At 75.0% G+C, this 24,501-nt stretch carries 3 protein-coding genes; all 3 read left to right on the top strand.

Features of this window, described 5'->3' with window-relative positions:
* A partial coding sequence (locus tag MXD59_RS24480) for an acyltransferase domain-containing protein (RefSeq protein ID WP_248826939.1) occupies nt 1-2,817 on the top strand: 2,817 nt, incomplete at its 5' end.
* A gap of 63 nt (nt 2,818-2,880) precedes the next feature.
* A complete protein-coding gene (locus tag MXD59_RS24475; protein ID WP_248826938.1) occupies nt 2,881-18,624 on the top strand; it encodes a type I polyketide synthase in 15,744 nt (5,247 codons plus the stop codon).
* Nucleotides 18,625-18,710: 86 nt separating this feature from the next.
* Nucleotides 18,711-24,501 (top strand): type I polyketide synthase (locus tag MXD59_RS24470; protein WP_248826937.1); only part of this gene is annotated, 5,791 nt, incomplete at its 3' end.

Raw genomic sequence — 24,501 nt, 5'->3', positions numbered from 1 at the left:
GGTGATCCGCAGGCGTTGGACGAGTTCCTGGCCGGTTGTGAAACGCAGGAGATCCGGGTTCGGCGGATCGCGGTGGATTATGCGTCGCATTCGGCGCAGGTCGACGATGTTGTGGACGAGCTGACGGCGGCTTTGGCCGATATCACCCCGCGGGTACCGGAGATTCCGTTCCTGTCGACGGTGGCCGGTGAGCCGGTGGATACGGCGGTGTTGGATGCCGGTTACTGGGCGCGGAACCTGCGGGATCCTGTTCTTTTCGAGGGTACGGTTCGGGCGTTGCTGGCGGCGGGGCGGACCACCTTCATCGAGGTCAGTCCGCATCCGGTGTTGACGGTCGGCGTACAGGAGACCATCGACGCGGCGGTGGATCTCTCCGTAACGGCGGATTCCGGGGCGGTGGTGTTCGGGACACTGCGCCGTGACGACGGGGGTCCCGGGCGTTTCGTGACCAGTCTTGCCGAGGCGTTCACCCGGGGGATACCGATTGACTGGGCACCGCTGTTCACCGGTGCGGCGCAGCGGGTCGATCTGCCCACCTACGCCTTCCAACGCCGGCGGTACTGGATCGAGTCCGGCGGCCCGGCAGCCGCCACCGCGGCGGCCTCGGCGCCCGGAGCAGCGGCGACGAACCCGGCGGAGGCCCGGTTCTGGGCGGCGGTCGAGGGCGAGGATCTCGACGCCCTGTCCCGGGCACTCGGAGAGCAGGCGACGCCCCGACGCGAGGAGCTCGGCGCGGTACTGCCGATGCTGTCCGGATGGCGGCGCGGCCAGCAGGAGGAGTCGCTGCTGGACCGGTCGCGGTACCAGATCACGTGGAGCCCGCTGCCGGTCGCCGAGTCGGCCGCGCCGACCGGGACCTGGATCGTCGCCGTACCCGCCGGGCACAGCGAGGCCAGCAGGATCGCCGACGTCCTGCGCGGGCTGCGGACCGGTGGTCCGACGGCCGTGATCGTCGAACTCGCCGCGGCCGACCGGGCGGAGGTGGCCCGGCGCCTGGCCGAAGCCGCGGCGGACCAGACCGTGACCACGGTGGTGTCCCTGGTGGCGTTGGCCACCGAACCCGATCCCGACCATCCGGCGATCCCCCGGGGGCTCGCGCTCACCATCACCGTCGCGCAGGCACTGGGTGACGCCGCCATCCTGGCGCCGTTGTGGTGCGTGACCAGCGGCGCGGTCAGCACGGGTGCCGACGGGGTGGTGACCGCACCGGAGCAGGCGGCGGTGTGGGGGCTGAGCCGGGTCGTCGCGGTGGAACATCCCGACCGGTGGGGTGGCCTTGTCGACCTTCCCCCGGAACCGGACGACCGGGCCGTCTCCCGGCTCCGGACGGTGATCGCCGGGGTCGAACGGGGCGAGGGCGCGGCGGTACGGGCCGCGGGAGTGTTCGCACAGCGTCTGGTCCGGGCGCGGGTACAGGCCGATGCCCCGGTCCACAGGTGGAACCCGCCGGCCGTCGCCCTGGTCGTCGGGGAACCCGCTGGTCGCGGAGGTCAGGTGGCCCGCTGGCTGGCCGGGTCGGGGGCGAGACACCTCGCGCTCGCCGTCCCGGCCGACGCGGCGGACCTGGACGAGCTACGCGTCGAACTGACCGGCCTCGGTGCCCGGAGCACCCTCCTGCGGGACGAGCAGGAGCACGACGAAACCGGTGCCACCGGTGACGGTGCCACGCTGCGCGCGGCCCTGCCGGAGGGGCTCGAGGCCGTCGTCGTCGGATCGGGGGAGGCGGGCGGCGCCGGGACGGCGGTGGCGGAGCTGGATCTGGGCGCCTTTGCGGCCGCCGTGGGTGATCGGATCGCTGCCGCGGGCCTCGACGCAGCGGTCTTCGGGGACGGGGCGGTCTCCGGGGGCGACCCGCCGGAGGCGACGGCCGAACTGATCGTCGTGTCGTCCCTCGCGGGCCTCTGGGGCAGCGGTGGGCAGAGCGTGAGTGCCGCCGCCGAGGGCTATCTCGACGCCCTGGCCCGGCGGCGGCGCAGCCTGGGCGGTGCCGCGGTGAGTGTGGCTCTTGGTGGCTGGGCGGGCGACCGGATCGTGGTGGACCGGCCGCGGCTGGCCGGTCTGGGTGTCCTGTCCGCGGAGCTGGCCGCCGCGGCCCTCGAACGTGCCGTCGGTGCCGGCGCGCACAGCGGTCTGGTCGTCGCCGACATCGACTGGGAGCGGCTGCTCGTGGCGTTCCCCGCCGCGGCCAGCCTGCCGCTGCTGCGCGACCTCGCCGAGGTTCGCGAGCATCCGGCAACGGGCGCTGCCCTCGCCGCGGGCGAGCCGGCCGATGGCGCCGAGCGATGGCGCCGCCGGGTCGGCGGCCTGGTCGGGGCCGATCAGGAACGGGCCGTTCTCGATCTGGTCCGGGCCGAGGCGGCGGTCGTGCTCGGCCAGGAGGGTGCCGCAGCGGTGCGACCGGGCCGGCCGTTCCGGGACCTGGGGTTCGACTCCCTGACCGTGGTCGAGCTGCGTAACCGGATGAGGGAGGCCACCGGTGTCCCGTTGCCCACCACAGTGATCTTCGATTACCCCACCCCGGCGGAGCTGGCCCGGTATCTGCTGGACGAGCTGCTGCGCGGCCCGGCCGGCCCCGCCGGCGAGAGCACCGGGTCGCCCCTGGCCGGCCCCGGTGATCTGGACGGCCTGGCGGCCGGCCTGCCCCTGCTGTCCGACGACGTCCGCGCCGCGGTGCTGGCCCGGATGCGCACCCTGTTGCGCAGATGGGACGACAGCCCGGACGGCGAGGTGGCGGGCGACGCCGCCACGGACGATCTCGACGCGGCGTCGGACGACGAGATCTTCGACCTGATCGACAACGAGCTGGGGATCTCCTGAGGTGATCCACCGCCCCGCCTGCCCCGTTCGCCCCGTTCGCCGTGCCCGAGGAGTCGACCTTCCATGAGCACCGAAGCCAAGCTGCGCGACTATCTCAAGCGGGTGACGGCCGATCTGCGCCAGGTCCGGGGGCGCCTGTCCGACGTCGAGGCCCGTTCCCGCGAACCCATCGCGATCGTGGCGATGAGCTGCCGGCTGCCCGGCGGTGTCCGGTCACCCGAACAGCTGTGGGATCTCGTGGCCGACGGCCGGGACGCGATCTCGCCGTTTCCCGCCGACCGCGGCTGGGATCTGGACGCCGTCTACGACGCTGATCCGGAGCGGTTGGGGCGCAGTTATGTGCGCGAGGGCGGGTTCCTGGCCGACGTCGACCGGTTCGATGCCGGGTTCTTCGAGATCAGCCCGCGGGAGGCGCTGGCGATGGCCCCCCAGCAACGCCTGTTGCTGGAGACGTCCTGGGAGACGTTCGAGCGGGCCGGCATCGACCCGCTGTCCATGCGCGGGTCGCGGACCGGGGTCTTCGTGGGGGCGACCAACCACGACTACGGCACCGACGCCGCCGACGTCCCGGAGGCCCTCGAGGGCCACATCGGGCTCGGGACGTCCAGCGCGGTGATGTCGGGCCGGATCGCCTACACCCTCGGGCTGGAAGGGCCCGCGCTGACCGTCGACACGATGTGCTCGTCGTCGATGGTGGCGCTGCACCTGGCCAGCCAGTCACTGCGCCAGGGCGAGTGCACGATGGCGCTGGCCGCCGGGGTCACGGTCCTCGCCACACCGATGGCGTTCGTCCAGTACAGCCGGCAGCGGGCGTTGTCCCCGGATGGACGGTGCCGGCCGTTCGCCGCCGGGGCGAACGGCACCGGCTGGTCCGAGGGCGTCGCGGTGCTGCTGCTCGAACGGCTCGGCGACGCCCGACGCAACGGCCACCAGGTGCTCGCGGTCATCCGTGGTTCGGCGCTGAACTCCGACGGCGCCAGCAACGGACTGACCGCGCCGAACGGACGGTCGCAGCAGCGGGTCCTGCGCCAGGCGCTCGCGAACGCCGGACTGACCGGCACCGACGTCGACGTGGTGGAGGCCCACGGCACCGGGACCACCCTCGGTGACCCGATCGAGGCGCGGGCTCTGCTCGCCGTCTACGGCCAGGACCGGGCCGCGGACCGGCCGCTGTGGCTGGGCTCGGTGAAGTCCAACATCGGCCACGGCGCCGCGGCGTCCGGTCTCACCGGTGTGGTCAAGATGGTGATGGCGATGCGCAACGGGATGCTGCCCCGCACCCTGTACGCCGAGGAGCCCACCCCCCATGTCGACTGGTCGTCGGGTGCGATGCGGCTGCTGACCGAGGAGGTTCCCTGGCCCGGCGCCGGGGAGCCCCGCCGGGCCGGGGTCTCGTCGTTCGGGGCGAGTGGGACGAACGCACACGTCATTCTCGAGGATGCCCCGCCGGAGCCGGAGCCGGCCCGGACAACGGATGCGGTCGCTTCCGGGACGGCCGCTTCCGCCGGGGCCGCGGTCGATCTCCCGGCGGGCGCCGGGGCCGGGGCCGTGGGGGCGACCGATGGCTCGGCGCTGCTGTGGGTGGTGTCCGGCCGCGGTGTGGACGCGGTCGGTGCCCAGGCTCAGCGGTTGCTCGACCATGTGTCGACCCGGGTGGAGCTGAAGCTGGCGGATGTCGGCTTCTCGCTGGCGACGTCCCGGTCGGCGTTCGAGCACCGGGCCGCGGTGGTGGCGGGGGACCGGGCGGAGTTCCTGGCCGCTCTGGCGGCGCTGTCGCGGGATGAACCCACCGACCGGGTGGTCCGCGGGACGGCGCTTGACGATCCGAAACCGGTGTTCGTGTTCCCGGGTCAGGGCGCGCAGTGGGTGGGCATGGGGGTGGATCTGCTGGCGTCGAGCCCGGTGTTCCGGGCCCGCCTGCAGGAGTGCGCGGCGGCGTTGGAGCCGTATGTGGACTGGTCGGTGTTCGACGTGCTGCGGGGGGCGGCGGATTCGCCGCCGCTGGACCGGGTCGACGTCGTCCAGCCGGTGCTGTGGGCGGTGATGGTGTCGCTGGCCGAGCTCTGGCGGTCGCTCGGGGTGGTGCCGTCGGTGGTGGTGGGGCATTCGCAGGGGGAGATCGCGGCGGCCTGCGTGGCCGGCGCGCTCAGCCTCGCCGACGGGGCCCGGGTGGTGGCTCTGCGCAGTCGGCTGCTGGGCGCCGAACTGTCCGGTCGGGGCGCGATGGCGTCGGTGTCACTGTCGCCCGAGGAGGTGGCGGACCGGATCTTGCCGTGGGGCGGGCAGGTGTCGGTGGCGGCGGTGAACGGACCGTCGTCGACGGTGGTGTCGGGTGATCCGCGGGCGTTGGACGGGCTGCTGGCCGGGTGCGCGGCCGACGGGGTACGGGTGCGGCGGATCGCCGTCGACTACGCGTCGCATTCGGCGCAGATCGACGGGATCCGCGATCAGCTGCTGGCGGCGCTGGACGGGATCACCCCGCGGGTGCCGGAGGTGGCGTTCTGGTCCACGACGACCGGGGAGCCGGTGGACACCGCGGCGCTGGACGCCGGGTACTGGGTGCGCAACCTGCGCCAACCGGTGCTGTTCGAACCGGTCGTGCGCCGGCTGCTCGAGCGCGACCACCAGATGTTCATCGAGGTCAGCCCCCATCCCGTGCTGGTTGTGGGGATCGAGCAGACCGCGGAGGCGGCCGGCGCGTCCGACAGCGACAGCGCGCTTGAGCGCGACGGCACGCGTGATGTCGTCACCCTCGGATCCCTGCGCCGTGACGAGGGCGGCCTGGACCGGTTCCTGCGCTCGGTCGGCCAGGCCCAGGCCCACGGCGTCGAGCTGGACTGGTCGGCGCTCTACCCCGGGTCGGATGTCCGGCGCGTGGAGCTGCCGACCTACGCCTTCGGTGGAACGCGGTACTGGCTCGCGCCCGGATCGGGAGCGGCGGCGACACGCCCCGGCGACCGGCCGACCAGCGGGCCCGCCGAGTCCGACGCCGCGTTCTGGGACGCCGTCGACCGGGAGGACACGGCGGCGCTGGCCGCCGTGCTGGGTGCCCCGGCCGAGCAGCCCCCACCGGCCCTGGCCCCTGCCCTGGGTGTGCTGTCCGCCTGGCGCCGGACGGCCCGGGACCAGGCCACGATGACGTCCTGGCGCTACCGTGTGCGCTGGGACCCGCTGTCCGTCCCCTCGACCGCTCCGGCTGCCCCACCTGCGTTGGCCGTCCCGTCCGTTGCGGCGGCGCAGACCGGCCCGCGGCTCGTGCTGGTGCCGGCGTCCGAGGGCGCGTCCGACATGTCGTCGGTGCTCGACGCCCTTGGCCATGACGGCGCCGCGGTCGTGGCGGTCGGCGTCACCCCGCGGGTGGACCGGGCGGAGCTGGCCGACCTGCTCCGCGCGGCGCTTGGCGACGGCCTGCCCGCGGCGGTGGTGTCCCTGCTCGCTGTCGAGGACACCCCCCATCCGGTCCATGCGGAGATCAGTACCGGGCTGGCGCTGACCGTCCTGCTGGTCCAGGCACTCGACGACGTCGGCCTGGACGCGCCGCTGTGGGTGCTGACCCGCGGCGCGGTCGCGGTACGCGACGACGATCCGCCGGAAAGCCCGGCCCAGGCGGCGGTGTGGGGACTGGTCCGATGCGCGGCGCTCGAACACCCCCGGCGCTGGGGTGGCCTGCTGGACCTGCCCGCCGTCGTCGAGGCCGGGTCCCTCGAACGGATGCGGGCCGTGCTCACGGACGTCGGCGTGGAGGATCAGCTCGCCGTGCGGGCCGACGGCGTGTTCGTCCGACGCCTGGTCCGTGCGGGCGACCCGCCGCCGGCGGGCCCCGCGCGGACCTGGCGTCCGCGGGGCACCGTCCTGATCACCGGCGGGACCGGGGCGATCGGCGGGCACGTCGCCCGCTGGCTCGCCCGTGCCGGCGCGCCCCACCTCGTCCTCGCCAGCCGGCGCGGTGCGCAGGCGCCGGGAGCCACCGAGCTCGCCGCCGAGCTGACCGCTCTCGGCAGCCGGGTCACCCTCGAGGCCTGCGACGTCGCCGACCGCGACGCGCTGCGCGCCCTGGTCGACCGGGTCGAGGCCGGCGGCGACCAGATCCGCGCGGTCCTGCACACCGCGGGCGGCGGGGTGCTGGTTCCGCTGGTCGAGACCACGCTTGCGCAGGTGGCCGAGGCCGCCCGGGCCAAGGCCACGGGCGCCGCGCTGCTCGACGAGATCTTCGACCGGGACACCCTCGACGCCTTCGTGCTGTTCTCCTCGATCTCGGCCGTGTGGGGCAGCGGCATCCACGGCGGTTATGCCGCGGCGAACGCCTTCCTCGACGGCCTCGCCCGGCGCCGGCGCACTCGGGGCCTGACCGCGACGTCGATCGCCTGGGGCATCTGGAGCCCGGCCGACGGCGGCGGGATGGCGGCGGCCCTGGCCGAGGACCAGCTTCGCGCCAGCGGCATTCCGTTCATGCCACCGCCGCTCGCCCTGGCGGCGTTCGGGCGGGTGCTCGACCTCGACGACGTCGACGTGGTCGTCGCCGAGATCGACTGGGACCGGTTCGTGCCGGTGTTCACCTCCGCGGGACCGCGCCCGCTGCTCGACGGGCTGCCCGAGGCGCGACGCATCCTCGCCGCGACCTCGGTGGTCCCGACCTCGTCCGGTGCGAGCTCGTTCGCCGGGGTCTCGTCCGCGTCGGGCACTGCCGCCGGTTCGGCGGGCACGGTGTCGACCCTGGGCGCGCACCTCGCCGGCCTGCCGGCGTCCGCCCGCGACCGGGCCGTGCTCGACCTGGTCCGGACCCAGACCGCCGCGGTGCTCGGCTACGCGGACGCCGAAGCCGTGGTGGCCGGCCGGCCGCTGCGTGAGCTCGGGTTCGACTCGTTGACCGCCGTCGACCTGCGCAACCGGCTGAGCGCGGTGACCGGCCTACGGCTGCCCGTCAGCCTGGTCTTCGACCATCCGACGGTGCAGCTGCTGGCCCGCCACCTGCGCGCGCAGGCGGCGGCGGAATCCCCCGCGGTCCCGGCCCCGGTCCTGCCCACGCCGGCCGGCGACGCCGCCCTGACCGACGAACCGATCGCCGTCGTGTCGATGGGCTGCCGCTTCCCCGGCGGCGTTCGGACGCCCGAGGACCTGTGGGATCTGGTGGCCGGCGGGGTCGACGCGATCTCGCCGTTCCCGACCGACCGCGGCTGGGATCCGGACATGTTCGACGACGATCCCGACCGTTCCGGGAAGAGCTACGTCCGTGACGGCGGCTTCCTGCTGGACGCCGCAGCGTTCGACGCCGCGTTCTTCGGGATCTCGCCGCGGGAGGCGGCCGCGATGGACCCCCAGCAGCGCCTGCTGCTGGCGACCGTCTGGGAGGCGGTCGAGCGGGCCGGCATCGACCCGACGACGCTGCGCGGCAGCACCAGTGGTGTCTTCGTCGGTGCCGCCTACCAGGGCTACGGCGGGTCGATGGACCGCATCCCGGCCGGCAGCGAGGGCCACTTCGTCACCGGCTCCTCCACCAGTGTGCTGTCCGGGCGGATCGCCTACACCCTGGGCCTGGAGGGGCCCGCGGTCACGGTGGACACCGCCTGCTCCTCGTCGCTGGTGGCCCTGCACCTCGCCTGCCGGTCGCTGCGGTCGCGGGAGTGCTCGCTCGCCGTGGCCGCCGGCGCGACCGTGATCGGCTCGCCGGTGTCGTTCGTCGAGTTCAGCCGGCAGCGGGGCCTGGCCCGCGACGGTCGCTGCAAGGCGTTCGGCGCCGGGGCCGACGGGATGGGACTCGGTGAGGGGGTGGGGACGCTGCTGCTCGCCCGGCTCTCGGACGCCCGCCGGGCCGGATATCCGGTGCTCGCCGTCATCCGCGGCAGCGCGATCAACTCGGACGGGGCGAGCAACGGCCTGTCCGCGCCCAACGGGCTGGCCCAACAGCGGGTGATCCGCCAGGCGCTCGCCAGCGGTGGCCTGGGCCCGGGCGACATCGACGTCGTCGAGGCGCACGGGACGGGGACGACGCTGGGCGACCCGATCGAGGCCGAGGCGCTGCTGGCGACCTACGGCCAGGACCGCCCCGCCGACGAGCCGCTGCTGCTGGGCTCGGTGAAGTCGAACATCGGCCACGCCCAGGCCGCCTCCGGCGTCGCGGGCGTCATCAAGATGGTGCTCGCCCTGAACCGGGGGATACTGCCGAGCACCCTGCACGTGGACGAGCCGTCGCCGTACGTCGACTGGTCGGCCGGCGCCGTGCGACTGCTGGCCAGCGCGCAGCCATGGCCACGGCGAGGGCGTCCGCGCCGCGCCGGTGTCTCCTCCTTCGGACTGTCCGGCACCAACGCGCACGCCATCCTGGAACAGGCCGAGCCGGCGGCCGACGCCGCACCCGCGGATTCCGCGGCCGGCGGCACACCGGTACCGGCGGCGGCACCGGCCGAGGCCGCGGTGCCGGCCGAGGCCGCGGTGCCGGTTCCGTGGGTCCTCAGCGCCCAGCACCCGGCCGCACTCGCGGCCCAGGCCACCCGTCTGCTGGAGCATGTCGACGCCCGGCCGCACGACGGTGTGCGCGATATCGGGTACGCGCTGGCGACGACCCGCTCGTCGTTCGCGCACCGCGCGGTCGTCGTCGCCGCGGACCGCGCGGACTTCCGCGGCGCGCTGCTTGCTCTGGCCGGTGGCGAGGTCGCCGCGAACACGGCGCGGGGCGTGGCCGTCGCCGATCCCCGGATCGTGTTCGTGTTCCCCGGCCAGGGCGCGCAGTGGACCGGGATGGGAGTGGAGCTGCTCGAGGCCAACCCGGTGTTCCGGGCCCGGATGCAGGAGTGCGCGGCGGCGCTGGATCCGCTGACGGGCTGGTCGCTGCTCGACACCCTGCGCGCGCGACCGGGCTCGCCGTCCCTCGACCGGGTCGACGTCGTGCAGCCCGTGCTGTTCGCGGTGATGCTGTCGTTGGCGCAGGTGTGGCGGTCGTTCGGAGTGGTGCCGACGGCGGTCGTGGGTCATTCGCAGGGGGAGATCGCGGCGGCGTGCGTCGCGGGCGCGCTGAGCCTGCGCGACGCCGCGCGGGTGGTCGTGGTCCGCAGCCGGATGGTCGGCGCCGAACTGTCGGGGCTCGGCGCGATGGCGTCGGTGGCGTTGGCGCGCGCCGAGGTGGAACAGCGGATCGCGTCCTGGGACGGACGGCTCTCGGTGGCGGCGGTGAACGGGCCGTCGTCCACGGTCGTCTCCGGTGATCCGGACGCGCTGGCCGGGTTGCTGGCCGCCTGCGAGGCGGACGGGGCACGGGTGCGCCGGGTGCCGGTGGACTACGCGTCGCATTCCGCGCAGGTCGACGGCATCCACGACGGGCTGGTGCGGGCCCTGGACCCGATCACGCCGCGGGAGCCGGACATCCCGATCCATTCGACGGTCACCGGCGATCTGCTGGACTCGGCCGCGTTCGACGGCGAGTACTGGGCGCGCAACCTGCGTGAGCCGGTGTTGTTCGAGCCGGTGACCCGGGCCCTGCTTGAGGCCGGGCATCAGATCTTCATCGAGGTCAGCCCCCATCCGGTGCTGACGATGGGCGTGCAGGAGACCATCGACACGATCCCGGGCTGCGCCGCGGTGGCGGTCGAGACGCTGCGCCGTGCCGATGGCGGTCCGGTTCGCCTGCTCCGCTCCCTGGCCGAGGCGCATGTCCAGGGCGTGGAACCGTACTGGCCGGCCGTGCTCGCCGGGCCCGTCCCGCGGCCGCCCGTCCTGCCGCCGCCGGTGCCGGTGCCGCTGCCGACCTACCCGTTCCAGGAACGGCGGTACTGGGTCGACACGACGGCCGACGTGGCGTCAGAGCCGGCCGGTGACACGTCGCGGCCCGGGGGCTCCCAGGCGGAGGTCGACGGCCGGTTCTGGACGGCGGTCGAGCAGGAGGACCTGGCGGCGGTCGCCACGACGATGGAGCTCGCCGGGACCGACGCGGTCGAGCCGCTGCGCCCGGCGCTCGGCCTGCTGTCGGCCTGGCGCCGCCGCCAGGCCGAGCAGTCGGCGATCTCGTCCTGGCGCTACGACGTGACCTGGTCACCCGTACCGGTGTCACCGGCGGGACCGCAGGCACCGTCGGCCGAGGGCTGGCTGCTCGTCGTGCCGGCGGTCACCGAACACGCGGACCTGGTCGACCGGGTCGTCGCCGCGTTCGCGGCCGAGGACGGCACGCCGCCGCCCACCGTCACCGTCACGGCGCTCGACACCACCCGCACCGCGATAGCGCACCGCCTGCGGGCGGGCCTCGCCGACCCCGACCGGCCGCCGGCGGGGGTGCTGTCCCTGCTTGCACTGGCCGCGGAAACCACCGCCACCGACAGCACCGACAGCACCGACAGCACCGACCCGATGGATGGCACCGACGGAGCCGATTCGACTGACGGCAGTGACCTGACGGATGGCACCGGCGGGACCGGACGGCCGGCGGTACCCGTCGGCCTGGCCCTGTCGATCGGCCTGCTCCAGGCACTCGGAGACGTCGCCATCGGTGCCCCGCTGTGGTGCGTGACCCGGGGGGCGGTGTCGGTCGGGCGAGCGGACACCCACGTCGATCCCGGGCAGGCGTTGCACTGGGGGCTCGGCGGCGTGGCGAGCATGGAGTACCCGGGACGCTGGGGTGGTCTGGTCGACCTTCTCCCGGCCGGGGACGGCGTTTCCCTCGACGCCCGTGGCGCCGCCCGGCTCCGCGCGGCGGTCACCGGGCCGGGATCGGTCACCGCGCCCGGCGCCGGGCCGCGGGGTGAGGGGGCTCCGGCCGCGGAGGACCAGCTCGCGTTGCGGTCGGCCGGGCTGTACCGCAGGCGGCTGGCTCGGGCCACCCCCCGGGCCGGGATCACCGAGGTCGATGCCTGGAAACCAGCGGGCACCGTGTTGATCACGGGCGGTACCGGGACTCTCGGCCGGCTGGTCGCCCGGTCGCTGGCCCACGACGGCGCCCCACACCTGTTGCTGGCCAGCCGGCGAGGGGCGGGCGAGGCGGGGACGGAGCAGGCGGCGCGGACGGCACAGCTGGTCGCCGAGCTGTCCGCCCTCGGCTCGGCGATCACCGTCGCCGCCTGTGATGTCGCGGACCGTGCGTCACTGGCCGCGCTGCTGGCCGGTGTGCCCGCCGAGCATCCGCTGACGGCGGTGGTGCACACGGCCGGTGTCCTGGACGACGGTGTGATCGACAGCCTGACCCCCGAACGGGCGGCCGCGGTGCTGCGGCCCAAGATGGTCGCCGCGGCGAACCTGGACGAGCTGACCCGCGATCTTCCCCTGTCCGCCTTCGTGCTGTTCTCCTCCTTCGCCGGCACGGTGGGCGGTCCGGGCCAGGGCAGCTACGCCGCGGCGAACGCCTATCTCGACGCGCTGGCCCGGCGCCGCCGCGCCGACGGCCTGGTAGCCACCTCCGTGGCCTGGGGCTCCTGGGGAGGCGGCGGGCTGCTGACCGCCGAGCTCGCGGAGCGGCTGCGCCAGCAGGGCATGCCCCCGATGGATCCGTCCCTCGCCGTCGTGGCACTGCGTGAGCTGCTCGACCACGACGACACGTTCGCGGTGGTGGCCGACATCCACTGGGAGCGCCTCGTCGCGACCCTGAGCTCCGCACGGACGCCGGCGGCGGTCGCCGACCTCGCCGCGGCCCACCAACGCCCCACCGCCACCACCGGGCCCGGGGCCGGGGCCGGTGGACGCGTCACCGCGGCAGCCGGTTCGTCGCTGGCCGACGAGCTCGCCGGGCTGGATCAGACCGACCGACAGCGGCGGCTGTCCGAGCTGGTGCGCACGCAGGTCGCCGCCGTGCTCGGCTACGCCGGACCGGACGAGATCGACCCGGACCGGGCGATGCGCGACATCGGTTTCGATTCGCTGACCGCCGTCGACCTGCGCAGCCGGCTGGCCACCGCCACCGGACTGCGGCTGCCGGTGACGCTGGTCTTCGACCATCCGACCTCGACCGCGCTGGCACGCCACCTCGAGACCGAACTGCTTGACGGGCTGCCCCCGACCGCCGCCGACGTAACCAGGGGCGGAACCGCCGCCACGGCTGCCGGTGGACCGGCCGCGGGCACGGCGGCCCCCGACGACGACCTCGTCGCGATCGTGGCGATGAGCTGCCGTCTGCCCGGCGGGGTCCGCTCGCCGGAGGACCTGTGGTCGCTGGTGCGCGACGGCGTCGACGTCATCGGTGACTTTCCGACCGACCGCGGCTGGGACGTCGCTGGCCGATACGACCCGGACCCCGAGGTGGCGGGAACCTACTACGCGCGCGGCGGTGGCTTCCTGTACGACGCGGCCGACTTCGACCCCGGCTTCTTCGGGATCTCCCCGCGGGAGGCCCTCGCGATGGACCCGCAGCAGCGGCTGCTGCTGGAGACCTCGTGGGAGGCTCTCGAACGGGCCGGCATCGACCCGGCGACGCTTCGGGGAACCGACACCGGGGTCTTCGTCGGCTCCAGTTACAACGACTACGGAATGCGGCTCGACGGGGCCCCCGAGGGGTTCGAGGGCTACCTCGCCACAGGCAGCGCCAGCAGCGTCGCCTCGGGCCGCATCGCCTACACCTTCGGTCTGGAGGGGCCGGCGGTCACCGTCGACACCGCCTGCTCGTCGGCACTGGTGGCACTGCACCTGGCCGCGCAGGCGCTGCACCGCGGAGAATGCTCGCTGGCGCTGGCCGGCGGGGTGACGGTCATGTCGACGATGAGCACGTTCATCGAGTTCAGCCGGCAGCAGGCCATGTCGCCGGACGGCCGCTGCAAGGCGTTCTCGGCTCAGGCGGACGGGGCCGGCTGGGCGGAGGGCGTCGCCCTGCTGCTCGTGGAGCGGCTCGCCGACGCCCGTCGAGCCGGCCATCCGGTGCTCGCGGTCATCCGCGGCTCGGCGTTGAACTCCGACGGCGCCAGCAACGGGCTGACCGCCCCGAGCGGGCCGGCCCAGCAGCGGGTGATCCGCCAGGCGCTCGCCAACGCCGGACTGCGGGCCGGCGACGTCGACGTGGTCGAGGCGCACGGGACCGGCACGGCGCTCGGTGACCCGATCGAGGCCGAGGCGATCCTCGCGACCTACGGGCGGGACCGGCCGGCCGGCCGCCCGCTCTGGCTGGGCGCGCTGAAGTCCAACATCGGCCACACCCAGGCCGTCTCGGGGGTCGCCGGCGTCATCAAGATGGTGCAGGCGATGCGGCACGGCGAGCTGCCCGCGACGCTGCACGTCGACGAGCCGACCCCGCACGTCGACTGGTCCACCGGCACCGTCCGGCTGCTGACCGAACGGCGCAGCTGGCCGACACTCGACGGTCGTCCACGCCGCGCCGCGGTGTCGTCCTTCGGGATCAGCGGCACCAACGCGCACCTGCTGCTGGAATCCACGCCGGACGACACGGTGCTGCGGGACGACACGGTGCCACCGGACGACACGGTGCCGCCGGACGACACGGTGCCGCCGGACGACACGGTGCCGGATGGCACGGCGGCGCCGCGGGCCGCGGCGGGTGAGGCTACCCCGGCGTCGGCGGCCGTGGTGTGGCCGCTGTCGGCGCGCGGCGAACCGGCACTCGCCGTGCAGGCCGCGCGGCTGCTCACGTGGCTCGACGAGCACCCGCGGGCACGCCCCGCCGATGTCGGGTTCTCGCTCGCGACGACGCGTGGCACGCTCCCGCATCGCGCCGCCGTCGTCGGATCGGACGCGCAACGGCTGCGTGCGGGTCTCACGGTGGTCGCCGAGGGGCGGGCCGGCACCGGGATCGCCGGCGTGGTCGCGGGGCGGGGTGGCTCCGACGGCCGGCTCGCCTTCCTGTTCACCGGGCAGGGCAGCCAGCGGGCGGGGATGGGCCGGGCGCTCGCCGACGTCCACCCCGTGTTCGCGGACGCCCTGGACGAGATCGGCGCCCACCTCGACCCACATCTTGACGGCGCCTCGACTCGCGCGGTGATGTTCGCCGCGGCGGGCACCCCGCAGGCGCGGGAGCTGGACCACACCGCCCACACCCAGCCGGCGCTGTTCGCGTTCGAGGTCGCGCTGTTCCGGCTCCTCGCCAGCTGGGGGATCGTCCCGGACGTTCTGCTCGGCCACTCGATCGGGGAGCTCGCGGCCGCCCATGTCGCCGGGGTGCTGTCGCTGGCGGACGCCTGTGCGCTGGTCGCGGCGCGGGGCCGGCTGATGGGAGAGCTGCCCGCCGGCGGCGCGATGCTGTCGGTGTCGACGTCCGAGGACGTGGTGCTGGCGGCGATCGACGGTCTCGGGGACCGGGTGGGGATCGCCGCGCTCAACGGCCCCCGGACCACGGTGGTCTCCGGTGACGCCGACGCCGTCGAGGAACTGGCGGCCCGCTGGGCGGACGAGGGCCATCGGGTCCGCCGCCTGCGGGTCGGTCATGCCTTCCACTCCCCACGGATGGACCCCATCCTGGACCGGTTCGGTGCCCTCGCGGGCACGCTCGACTACGCCCCGCCGACGATCCCGATCGTCTCCAACGTCACCGGACGCCTCGCCACCGCCGAGGAGCTCTGCTCGCCGGACTACTGGGTGTGCCACGTCCGCCAGGCCGTCCGCTTCCACGACGGGGTACGCGAGCTGGACCGGATCGGTGTGCGCACGCATCTGGAGCTGGGACCCGACGGCGTGCTGACCGCGATGGGCGAGCAGATCCGGCCACCGGAGGCGGCGGTGTGGGTGCCAGCCCTGCGCCGGGACACACCCGAACCGGTGGCGCTCGCGACCGCGGTGGCATCCCTGCACGTCCACGGGGTGGACGTCGACTGGCCCGCGGTGTTCGCCGGCGCCGACGCCCGCCGGGTCGACCTGCCGACCTACGCCTTCCAACGGGAGCGGTACTGGCTCGACGCCCCACCGGTGACGGGTGTTCCCGCCGGTTTCACGGCCACGGGCCATCCGCTGCTCGGCGCGGCTGTCGAACTTCCCGAATCCGACGGCTGGCTGTTCACCGGCCAGCTCGGGGCGCGGACGGCGCCCTGGCTCGCCGACCATGCGGTGTCGGGGACGATCCTGGTGCCGGGCACCGCCTTTGTCGAGCTTGCGATCCGGGCGGGGGAGCAGGTCGACTGCGACCGCATCGACGAGCTGACGTTGCAGGCGCCGCTGGTGCTCCCGGCCGACGGGGCGGTGTCGGTCCAGGTGACCGTCGGCGGCCCTGACGCGGACGGCGCACGCCCGGTCACCGTCCACTCCCGCCCGGCGGACTCCGGGGACGGGACCTGGACGCGGCACGCCACCGGCATCGTGTCCCCGGCGGCTGCCGTACCGGCGGGCACAGCACCGGCGGGGACAGCACCGGCGGGGACAGCACCGGCGGGGACAGCACCGGCAGGTGCAGTACCGGCGGAGGACGGGTCGGCGGCGGATCTGCGGGACTGGCCGCCGGCCGATGCGCAGCTGTTGGACACCGGGGACCTGTACGAGCGCCTGGCCGCGAACGGGTTCGACTACGGTCCCGCCTTCCGTGGCCTGCGGGCCGCCTGGCGGCGCGGGCCGGAGATCTTCGGTGAGGTGAGCCTGCCCGACGCCCAGCGTGCCGAGGCGGCGGCGTTCCGCCTGCACCCCGCGCTGCTCGACGCCGCTCTGCATACCGTCGCCTTCACGATGCGGGAGGGCGACGGCGGGGTCCTGCCGTTCTCGTGGACCGGCGTTCGGCTGCACGCCACCGGCGCGTCGGCGCTGCGGGTCAGGATCACGCCGACCGGGTCGGGTGGTGTGGCCGTCGTGGTCGCAGCCCCCACCGGGCACCCGGTGGCCATCGTGGAGTCGCTGGTGCTGCGGCCGGTCGCCGCGGCGGCGCTGACCGGTGTGCCGGCCGCGCAGGACGGCCCGTTCCGGCTGCGCTGGTCCGCCCTGCCGGCGGCCACGACCGTGCCCCTGCCCCGGGCGGCGGAACCCACCGGCCGCGGATCCTGGACGCTGCTCAGCCGGGCGGACGGTTCCCCGGGGGAGACGGCGATCCTGGCCAGCCTGCGCGCCACCGGGATGACGACGGTGGTGGCGTCCGATCTGGCCACGGTGCTTGGTGGAGGCTCCGGGACGGGCGCGCCCGAGGTTGTCCTCGCGCCCTTCGCCGGTGAGCCCGGCGCCGGGACCGGCCGTGCCGACACCAAGGGCACCGACACCGCGGGCACGGGTGTCGCCGGTACGGGCATCGCAGCCGCCGATCTGGTCGGCGCGGCGGTGCGGGCGGCCACCCGCTGGGCGCTCGCGCTCGTGCACACCTGGCTGTCCGGCGCCGGCCCGGCTGGTCGGCTCGTCGTTGTCACCCGGGGTGCCGTCGCCACGGACGGCACCGACGCGGCACCCGACCTGGCCCAGGCCGCGGTGTGGGGGCTGGTGCGCTCGGCGCAGGCGGAGCATCCCGACCGTTTCGTCCTGCTGGACCTGGACGACCAGGCCGCCTCGGTCGAGGCGGTCGCGGCAGCGGTCACGACGGCGGTCGCGGCGGGCGAGCCGCAGCTGGCACTGCGCCGCGGCGAGCCGTTCGCGGCCCGGCTGGCCCGTGTGGACCAGGCCGGGGACCGGCCGTCACCCGGCTGGGATCCCGAGGCGACGGTGCTGGTCACCGGGGCGACCGGCGCCCTGGGCGGCGTGCTGGCCCGCCATCTGGTGGCCACCTACGGCGTCCGGCACCTGCTGCTGGTCGGGCGGCGTGGGCCCGGGGCACCCGGCGCCACCGAGCTGACCGCGGACCTCGTCGCGCTCGGGGCCCAGGTGACCCTGGTCGCCGCTGATGTCGCCGACCGCGGGGAACTCGCCGCACTGCTTGCCGCGATCCCGGCCGAACACCCCCTGGGGGCGGTCGTGCACGCCGCGGGTGCGCTCGACGACGGGATGATCTCCGCGCTCACCCCCGAACGTCTCGACCCGGTCCTGCGTCCCAAGGTGGACGCCGTGCTGCACCTGCACGAGCTGACCGCGGACCGCCCGCTCTCGGCGTTCGTGCTCGCCTCCTCGCTCGCGGGCACCTTCGGCGGGGCCGGGCAGGCGAACTACGCGGCGGCGAACGCCTTCCTCGACGCCTTCGCCACGCGGCGTCGGGCGGCCGGCCTGCCGGCGGTCTCGATGGGCTGGGGCCTATGGGCTCGCCGCGGCGCGATGACCGGAAAGCTCGGGGACGCGGACCTGCGCCGCCTCGCCCGCGGCGGGATCGTCGCCCTGTCGGACGACCAGGGCCTGGCGCTGTTCGACACCGCGCTCGCGGTGAACGAGGCACACCTGCTCACGGCCCGACTCGACGTCGACGCGGTCCGCCGGGCGCCGGGTCCGGTACCCGCCCTGTACCGGGCGCTGGTGGCCGGGGCGCGGCGGCCGGGGGCGGACACGTCGGCGTCCCGGGTCGACGTCGGCGCGGATCTGCGGCGGCGACTGGGGGAGCTGGCCGGGTCCGGCCGCGGGGAGCTGCTGCGCGAGCTCGTGCGCACGCACGCCGCCGGCGTACTCGGATATCCCGACGGCCGCTCGGTCGAGGTCGACCGGGGGCTGCTGGAGCTGGGCTTCGACTCGTTGACCGCGGTGGACCTGCGTAACCGGCTCGGTGCGGCGACGGGTCTGCGGCTACCGGCGACGCTGCTGTTCGACTACCCGACCGTCCGCGAACTGGCCGACCACCTCGCGGAGGAACTCGTGCCTGCGTCCACCGCCCCGGCGTCCGACCCGCTGGCCGGCCCCGCCGACCTCGACGGTCATCCCGGCCGGCGCGATCCCGACGGCCGGGATGGCCGCACCGATCCGGATGGCCGTCCCGGTCACACCGACCTGGACGACGCCGCCGACCGCATCGAATCCGCCAGCGACGACGAGATCTTCGCCTTCATCGACGAGGAACTCGGGACGGACTGACCGCGTCCTCCCACGGCGTCGTCCGACGACGTCAGCGATTCCCACCCGGCTGGCCCCACCCGCGTAGAAAGCGATGGCACCACACGGTGAACGAGGACAAGCTCCGGGACTACCTCAAGCGCGTCACGACCGACCTGCACCGGACCCGTCGACGCCTCGACGAGCTGTCGACCCGGCACCAGGAGCCGATCGCGATCGTCGCGATGAGCTGCCGGTATCCGGGTGGGGTGCGGTCGCCGGAGGAGCTGTGGGAGCTGGTGGCCGGTGGGGTGGACGCGGTGGGTCCGTTCCCGGTGGACCGGGGGTGGGATCTGGACGCCCTTTTCGACCCGGACCCCGACCATCCGGGGACGTCCTACGCCCGCGAGGGCGGGTTCATCGACGACGTCGCCGGCTTCGACGCCGACTTCTTCGGGATCTCGCCGCGGGAGGCGCTGGCGATGGACCCGCAGCAGCGGCTGCTGCTGGAGACCAGCTGGGAGGTCTTCGAGCGGGCCGGGATCGACCCGCGTTCGGTGCGGGGCAGCCAGACCGGTGTCTTCGCCGGGGTCTCCTACGCCGACTACCGCACCCGCGTCGGCGCGGTGCCCCGCGACATCGAGGGGTATCTGAGCAGCGGCAACTCGGGCAGCATCGCCTCGGGCCGGCTCGCCTACGTCCTCGGGCTGCGCGGACCGGCCGTCACCGTCGACACCGCCTGCTCGTCGTCGCTGGTGGCGATGCACCTCGCCGGGCAGGCCCTGCGCCAGGGCGACTGCGAGCTGGCCGTCGCCGCCGGCGCGATGGTGATGTCCACCCCGGTGGCGTTCGTCGAGTTCAGTCGGCAGCGGGGGCTGGCACCCGACGGCCGGTGCCGGTCGTTCGCGGCGTCGGCGGGTGGCACCGGCTGGGGCGAGGGCGTCGGCGTCCTGCTGCTGGAACGGCTCTCGGACGCGCGCCGCAACGGTCATCCGGTGCTGGCGCTGGTGCGGGGAACGGCGGTGAACTCCGACGGGGCGAGCAGTCGGCTGACGGCACCCAACGGTCCGGCGCAACGGCGGGTGATCCAGCACGCCCTCGCGAACGCCCGGCTCGGCGTGGACGAGATCGACGTGGTGGAGGCACACGGTACCGGCACCCCGCTGGGTGATCCGATCGAGGCGCAGGCGTTGCTGGCGACCTACGGGCAGGGCCGGGACGCGGATCGCCCGTTGCTGGTGGGGTCGTTCAAGTCGAACGTCGGGCACACGCAGGCGGCGGCGGGCGTCGGCGGTGTGATCAAGATGGTGCTGGCGATGCGGCACGGGGTGGTGCCCAGGACGTTGCACGTCGACGAGCCGACCCCGAACGTCGACTGGTCGTCGGGCGCCGTCCGGCTGGCGACCGAGGCCACGCCGTGGCCCGAGACCGGGCGTCCGCGTCGGTCGGCCGTGTCGTCGTTCGGCTTCAGCGGCACGAACGCCCACGTCGTCCTGGAGGCGGCGCCGCCAGATGAGCCGGCGGCCGGGCCGGCGGACGGGCCGGCGGACGGGCCGGCGGACACCGGGGAGGCGGCGGGCGATCCCCCGCCCGCGGCCGACCTCGCCTGGGTGGTGTCGGGCCGGGACGAGGTCACGCTGGCGGCGCAGGCGCAGCGCCTGCACGCGCACGTGGTGGCCCGGCCGGAGCTGGGCCTGGCCGACGTCGGTCTCTCCCTGGTCACCGGCCGGTCGACGTTCGCGCATCGGGCGGTGGTCGTGGCCGGGGACCGGGCGGGTCTGCTGGCCGGTCTGGCGGAACTGGCCGGTTCGGAAGGGCTGGCGGGTTCGGAAGGACCGGCTGGTCTGGAAGGACCGGCGGCGGGTGTGGTGTCGGGTGTGGCGGTGGCCGAGCCGAGGCCGGTGTTCGTGTTCCCGGGGCAGGGCGCGCAGTGGGCGGGGATGGCGGTGGAGCTGCTGGGGTCCAGCGCGGTGTTCCGGGCCCGGGTGCAGGAGTGCGCGGCGGCGCTCGAGCCGTATGTGGACTGGTCGGTGGCGGATGTGCTGCGTGGGGTCGAAGGCGCGCCGGACCTCGAGCGGGTGGACGTGGTGCAGCCGGTGTCGTGGGCGGTGATGGTGTCGCTGGCGGCGTTGTGGCGGGCGCACGGGGTGGTGCCGTCGGCGGTGGTGGGGCATTCGCAGGGGGAGATCGCGGCGGCGTGTGTGGCCGGGGCGTTGAGCCTGGCCGACGGCGCGCGGGTGGTGGCGGTGCGCAGCCGGCTGGTGGCAGCCGAGTTGTCCGGTCAGGGCGCGATGGCCTCGGTGGTGCTGCCGGTGGCGCAGGTGCACCGTCGGGTCTCGCCGTGGGGCGACCGGCTCGCGGTGGCGGCGGTGAACGGGCCGTCGTCGACGGTGGTGTCGGGTGATCCGCAGGCGTTGGACGAGTTCCTGGCCGACTGCGAAGCGGACGGGGTGCGGGCCCGACGGATACCGGTGGACTACGCCTCGCACTGCGCCCAGGTGGACGGGGTGGGCGAGCAGCTGTCGTCCGCGTTGGCGGAAATCACCCCGCGGGCACCGGAGGTGCCGTTCTTCTCGACGGTGACCGGGGAACGGGTGGACACGGCGACGCTGGACGCCGGGTACTGGGTCGCGAACCTGCGGCAGCCGGTGCTGTTCGAGGACACGGTCCGGGCGCTGCTCACGGCGGGGCTGGAGACCTTCGTCGAGGTCAGTCCGCACCCGGTGTTGACGGTGGGTGTGCAGGAGACCATCGACACGGTGGCGGACTCCACGGCGGTGGTGTTCGGGACGCTGCGGCGGGGCGAGGGCGGTCCGGGGCGTTTCCTGACCAGCCTGGCCGAGGCGTTCGTCCGGGGTGTTCCGGTCGACTGGACACCCGTGTTCGCCGGCGCGGCCCGGCGGGTCGATCTGCCCACCTACGCCTTCCGGACACGGCGGTACTGGCTGGAGTCGACGGGACCCGGGGCCATCGACGTCGCCGCCGCGGGACAGGGCGTCGTCGGTCATCCACTGCTCGGTGCGGCGCTCTCCCTGGCGGACGGCGACGGTGGGGTCCTGCTCACCGGACGACTCGCGCGCAGCAGCCATCCCTGGCTCGCCGACCACGCGGTCGCGGGCACCGTCTGGCTGCCGGGCACGGCGCTGCTCGAACTGGCGATCCAGGCCGGGGAACACGCCGGTCGCCCGCACGTCGACGAGCTCACCCTGCACACCCCGCTGGTCATCGGGCCCGGGGACGCAGTGCAGATCCAGGTCATGCTCGCGGCTCCGGACGCGGGCGGCGGACGGGCGGTGACGGTGCACTCCCGCGTCGCACCCGCCGACCCCGCCATCGACGCCGACGACGAGCCATGGACCCGTCATGCCACCGGCGTGCTGACCATCGACGGCCCGCCGGCCGCGGACCTGCGGTCGGCCGGCGGCGAGGACGCCCTGACCACCTGGCCGCCCGCCGGCGGCGTGCCCCTCGACATCACCGACCTGTACGAGGACCTCGCCCGCGCCGGGTTCGACTACGGGCCGGCCTTCCAGGGCCTGCACCGGGCCTGGAGCGTCGGCGACGACATCTGCGCGGAGGTCGGCCTGCCCGCGCGGCAGCAGGACGAGGCTGCCCGGTTCGGCCTGCATCCGGCGCTGCTGGACGCGGCCCTGCACGCGATCGGTCTCGGCCTGCTGCCCGGCTCCACCGCCGGGTCGGTGCCGTTCTCCTGGGGGAACGTGTCGCTGCACGCCGCGGGGGCCGGTCGGCTGCGGGTGCGGCTCACCCGCACCGGTCCGGACACGGTCTCCCTGATCGGCGCGGACGACACCGGTCGGCCGGTCGTCTCCGTCGGGTCGCTGCTGGTCCGTCCGATCAACACGGCCGACCTCCCGAAAGCTGCCGCAGGCCCGCACGACTCGCTGTTCCGCCAGGAGTGGGTCGCGGTCGCACCCCCGGAGATGCCCGCGATCATCCCGACCGGCGCCGGGCACTGGGCGGTGCTCGGCCCGGCCTCGCCGCGGCCCGACGGCCTCGACGTCCACGCCGACCTCGGCTCCCTGACGGCCTCGGTGGACGCCGGCGCCGAGCCGCCCGCCGTCCTCGTCGCCTTCGCACCCCCGCCCGTCATCGAGAGCGCGACCGACGTCGGACACCTCGAGGTCGGACACTCTGACGTCGGGCACCTCGGGGTCGGGCACCTCGGGGTCGGAGACGTCGCCGGGCGGGCGCGCATGACGTCGCACTGGGCGCTTGATCTGCTGCGGGGCTGGTTGTCGGACGAGCGGTTCGCCTCGTCGCGGCTCGTTCTGGTGACCGACGGCGCGGTGTCGACCGGATCGGACGATCCGCTGCGCGATCCGGGTGCCGCCGCCGCCTGGGGGCTCGCCCGTTCGGCCCAGTCGGAGCACCCCGACCGGATCATCCTCGTCGACACCGATGCCCTGGCCGGAGCACCCGGCACGGCCGCACGGCCCGGCACGGCCGCACGGCCCGGCACGGCGGAGGGACTCGACCCGGCCGGCGGGCACGACGTCGATCTCGACATGAGCGCGCTGTACCGGGATCTCCGAGCGGTGGTGGAGACGGGAGAGCCGCGGGTCGCGGTGCGCGCGGGCGAGCTGCGGGCCGCCCGGCTGGCGCGGGTGCCCCGCCTGGACGAGCCGTCACCGGCCGCCGTCGCGGCGGACGACCCGGCCCGGTGGAACCCCGAGGGCACGGTGCTGATCACCGGTGCGACCGGCGTGCTGGGCAACGCCCTGGCCCGCCACCTCGTCTCGGCGCACGGCGTCCGGCATCTGCTGCTGGTCTCCCGTCGCGGCGCCGAGGCCCCCGAGGCCGGGCAGCTCGTGGCCGATCTCGCGGATCTCGGCGCGAGCGCCACCCTGGCCGGCTGCGACGTGGCGGATCGGCCGGCGCTCGCCGGGCTGCTGGCGTCCGTGCCGGCGCAACACCCGCTCACCGCGGTGGTGCACACCGCCGGAGTCCTCGACGACGGCGTCATCACGACGATGACCTCCGAGATGCTCGACCGGGTGCTGCGTCCCAAGGTGGACGCGACCTGGCACCTGCACGACCTGACCCGGAACCTGGACCTGTCGGGGTTCGTCCTGTTCTCCTCGGCCGCCGCGGTCTTCGGCGGCCCCGGCCAGGGCAACTACGCCGCGGCCAACGCCTTTCTCGACGCGTTCGCCGCCTGGCGGCGCGCCGCTGGGCTCCCGGCGGTGTCGATGGGGTGGGGGCTGTGGGAGCGCCGTGGCGGGATGACCGGCCACCTCGACGGGTCCGACGTGCGCCGGTTGACCCGCGGTGGCCTGCAACCGCTGTCCACCGAGCAGGGACTCGCGCTGTTCGACGCCGCGCTCGAGGGTGGCGAGGCGGCCGTCGCACCGATGCGGCTCGATCTGGCCGCCCTGCGGGCCCAGATCGCCGCGACCACGGTGCCGCACCTGCTGCGGGGCCTGATCCGTCCCCGGGTGCGGCGGGCCGCGACGGTGCAGGCCGCGGGCGGCGTCCCCGTCGCGGGCGAGGACGCGGGTTCTGCGGCCGGGCTCGCCCGCCGGGTTGCCGGACTGCCGGTGGCCGACGGTGACGCGGTGCTGCTCACGATCGTGCAGGCGGCGGTGGCCGCGGTGCTCGGCCACGACTCCCCGCGGTCCGTCGACACCGCTCGCGCCTTCAGGGACCTCGGTTTCGACTCGCTGACGGCCGTCGAACTGCGCAACCGGCTGGGTGCCGCGACCGGTGTCCGGCTGCCGGTGACGCTCGTGTTCGACTACCCCACCCCCGCGGCTCTGGTCGGCCACCTGCGGGACAGGCTGCTCGACGCGCCGGCGGCCGCGGTGCCGTCCGCCCTCCTGCCCGCGGTGCCGGCCGCGGCCGACGACCCGATCGTGATCGTGGCGATGAGCTGCCGGTATCCGGGTGGGGTGCGGTCGC

The sequence above is a fragment of the Frankia umida genome, assembly GCF_023242945.1.
GTDB classification, from domain to species: Bacteria; Actinomycetota; Actinomycetes; order Frankiales; family Frankiaceae; genus Frankia; species Frankia umida.
Note: the sequence above shows the minus strand (reverse complement) of the source record. Positions and strands in the feature narration are given on the sequence as shown.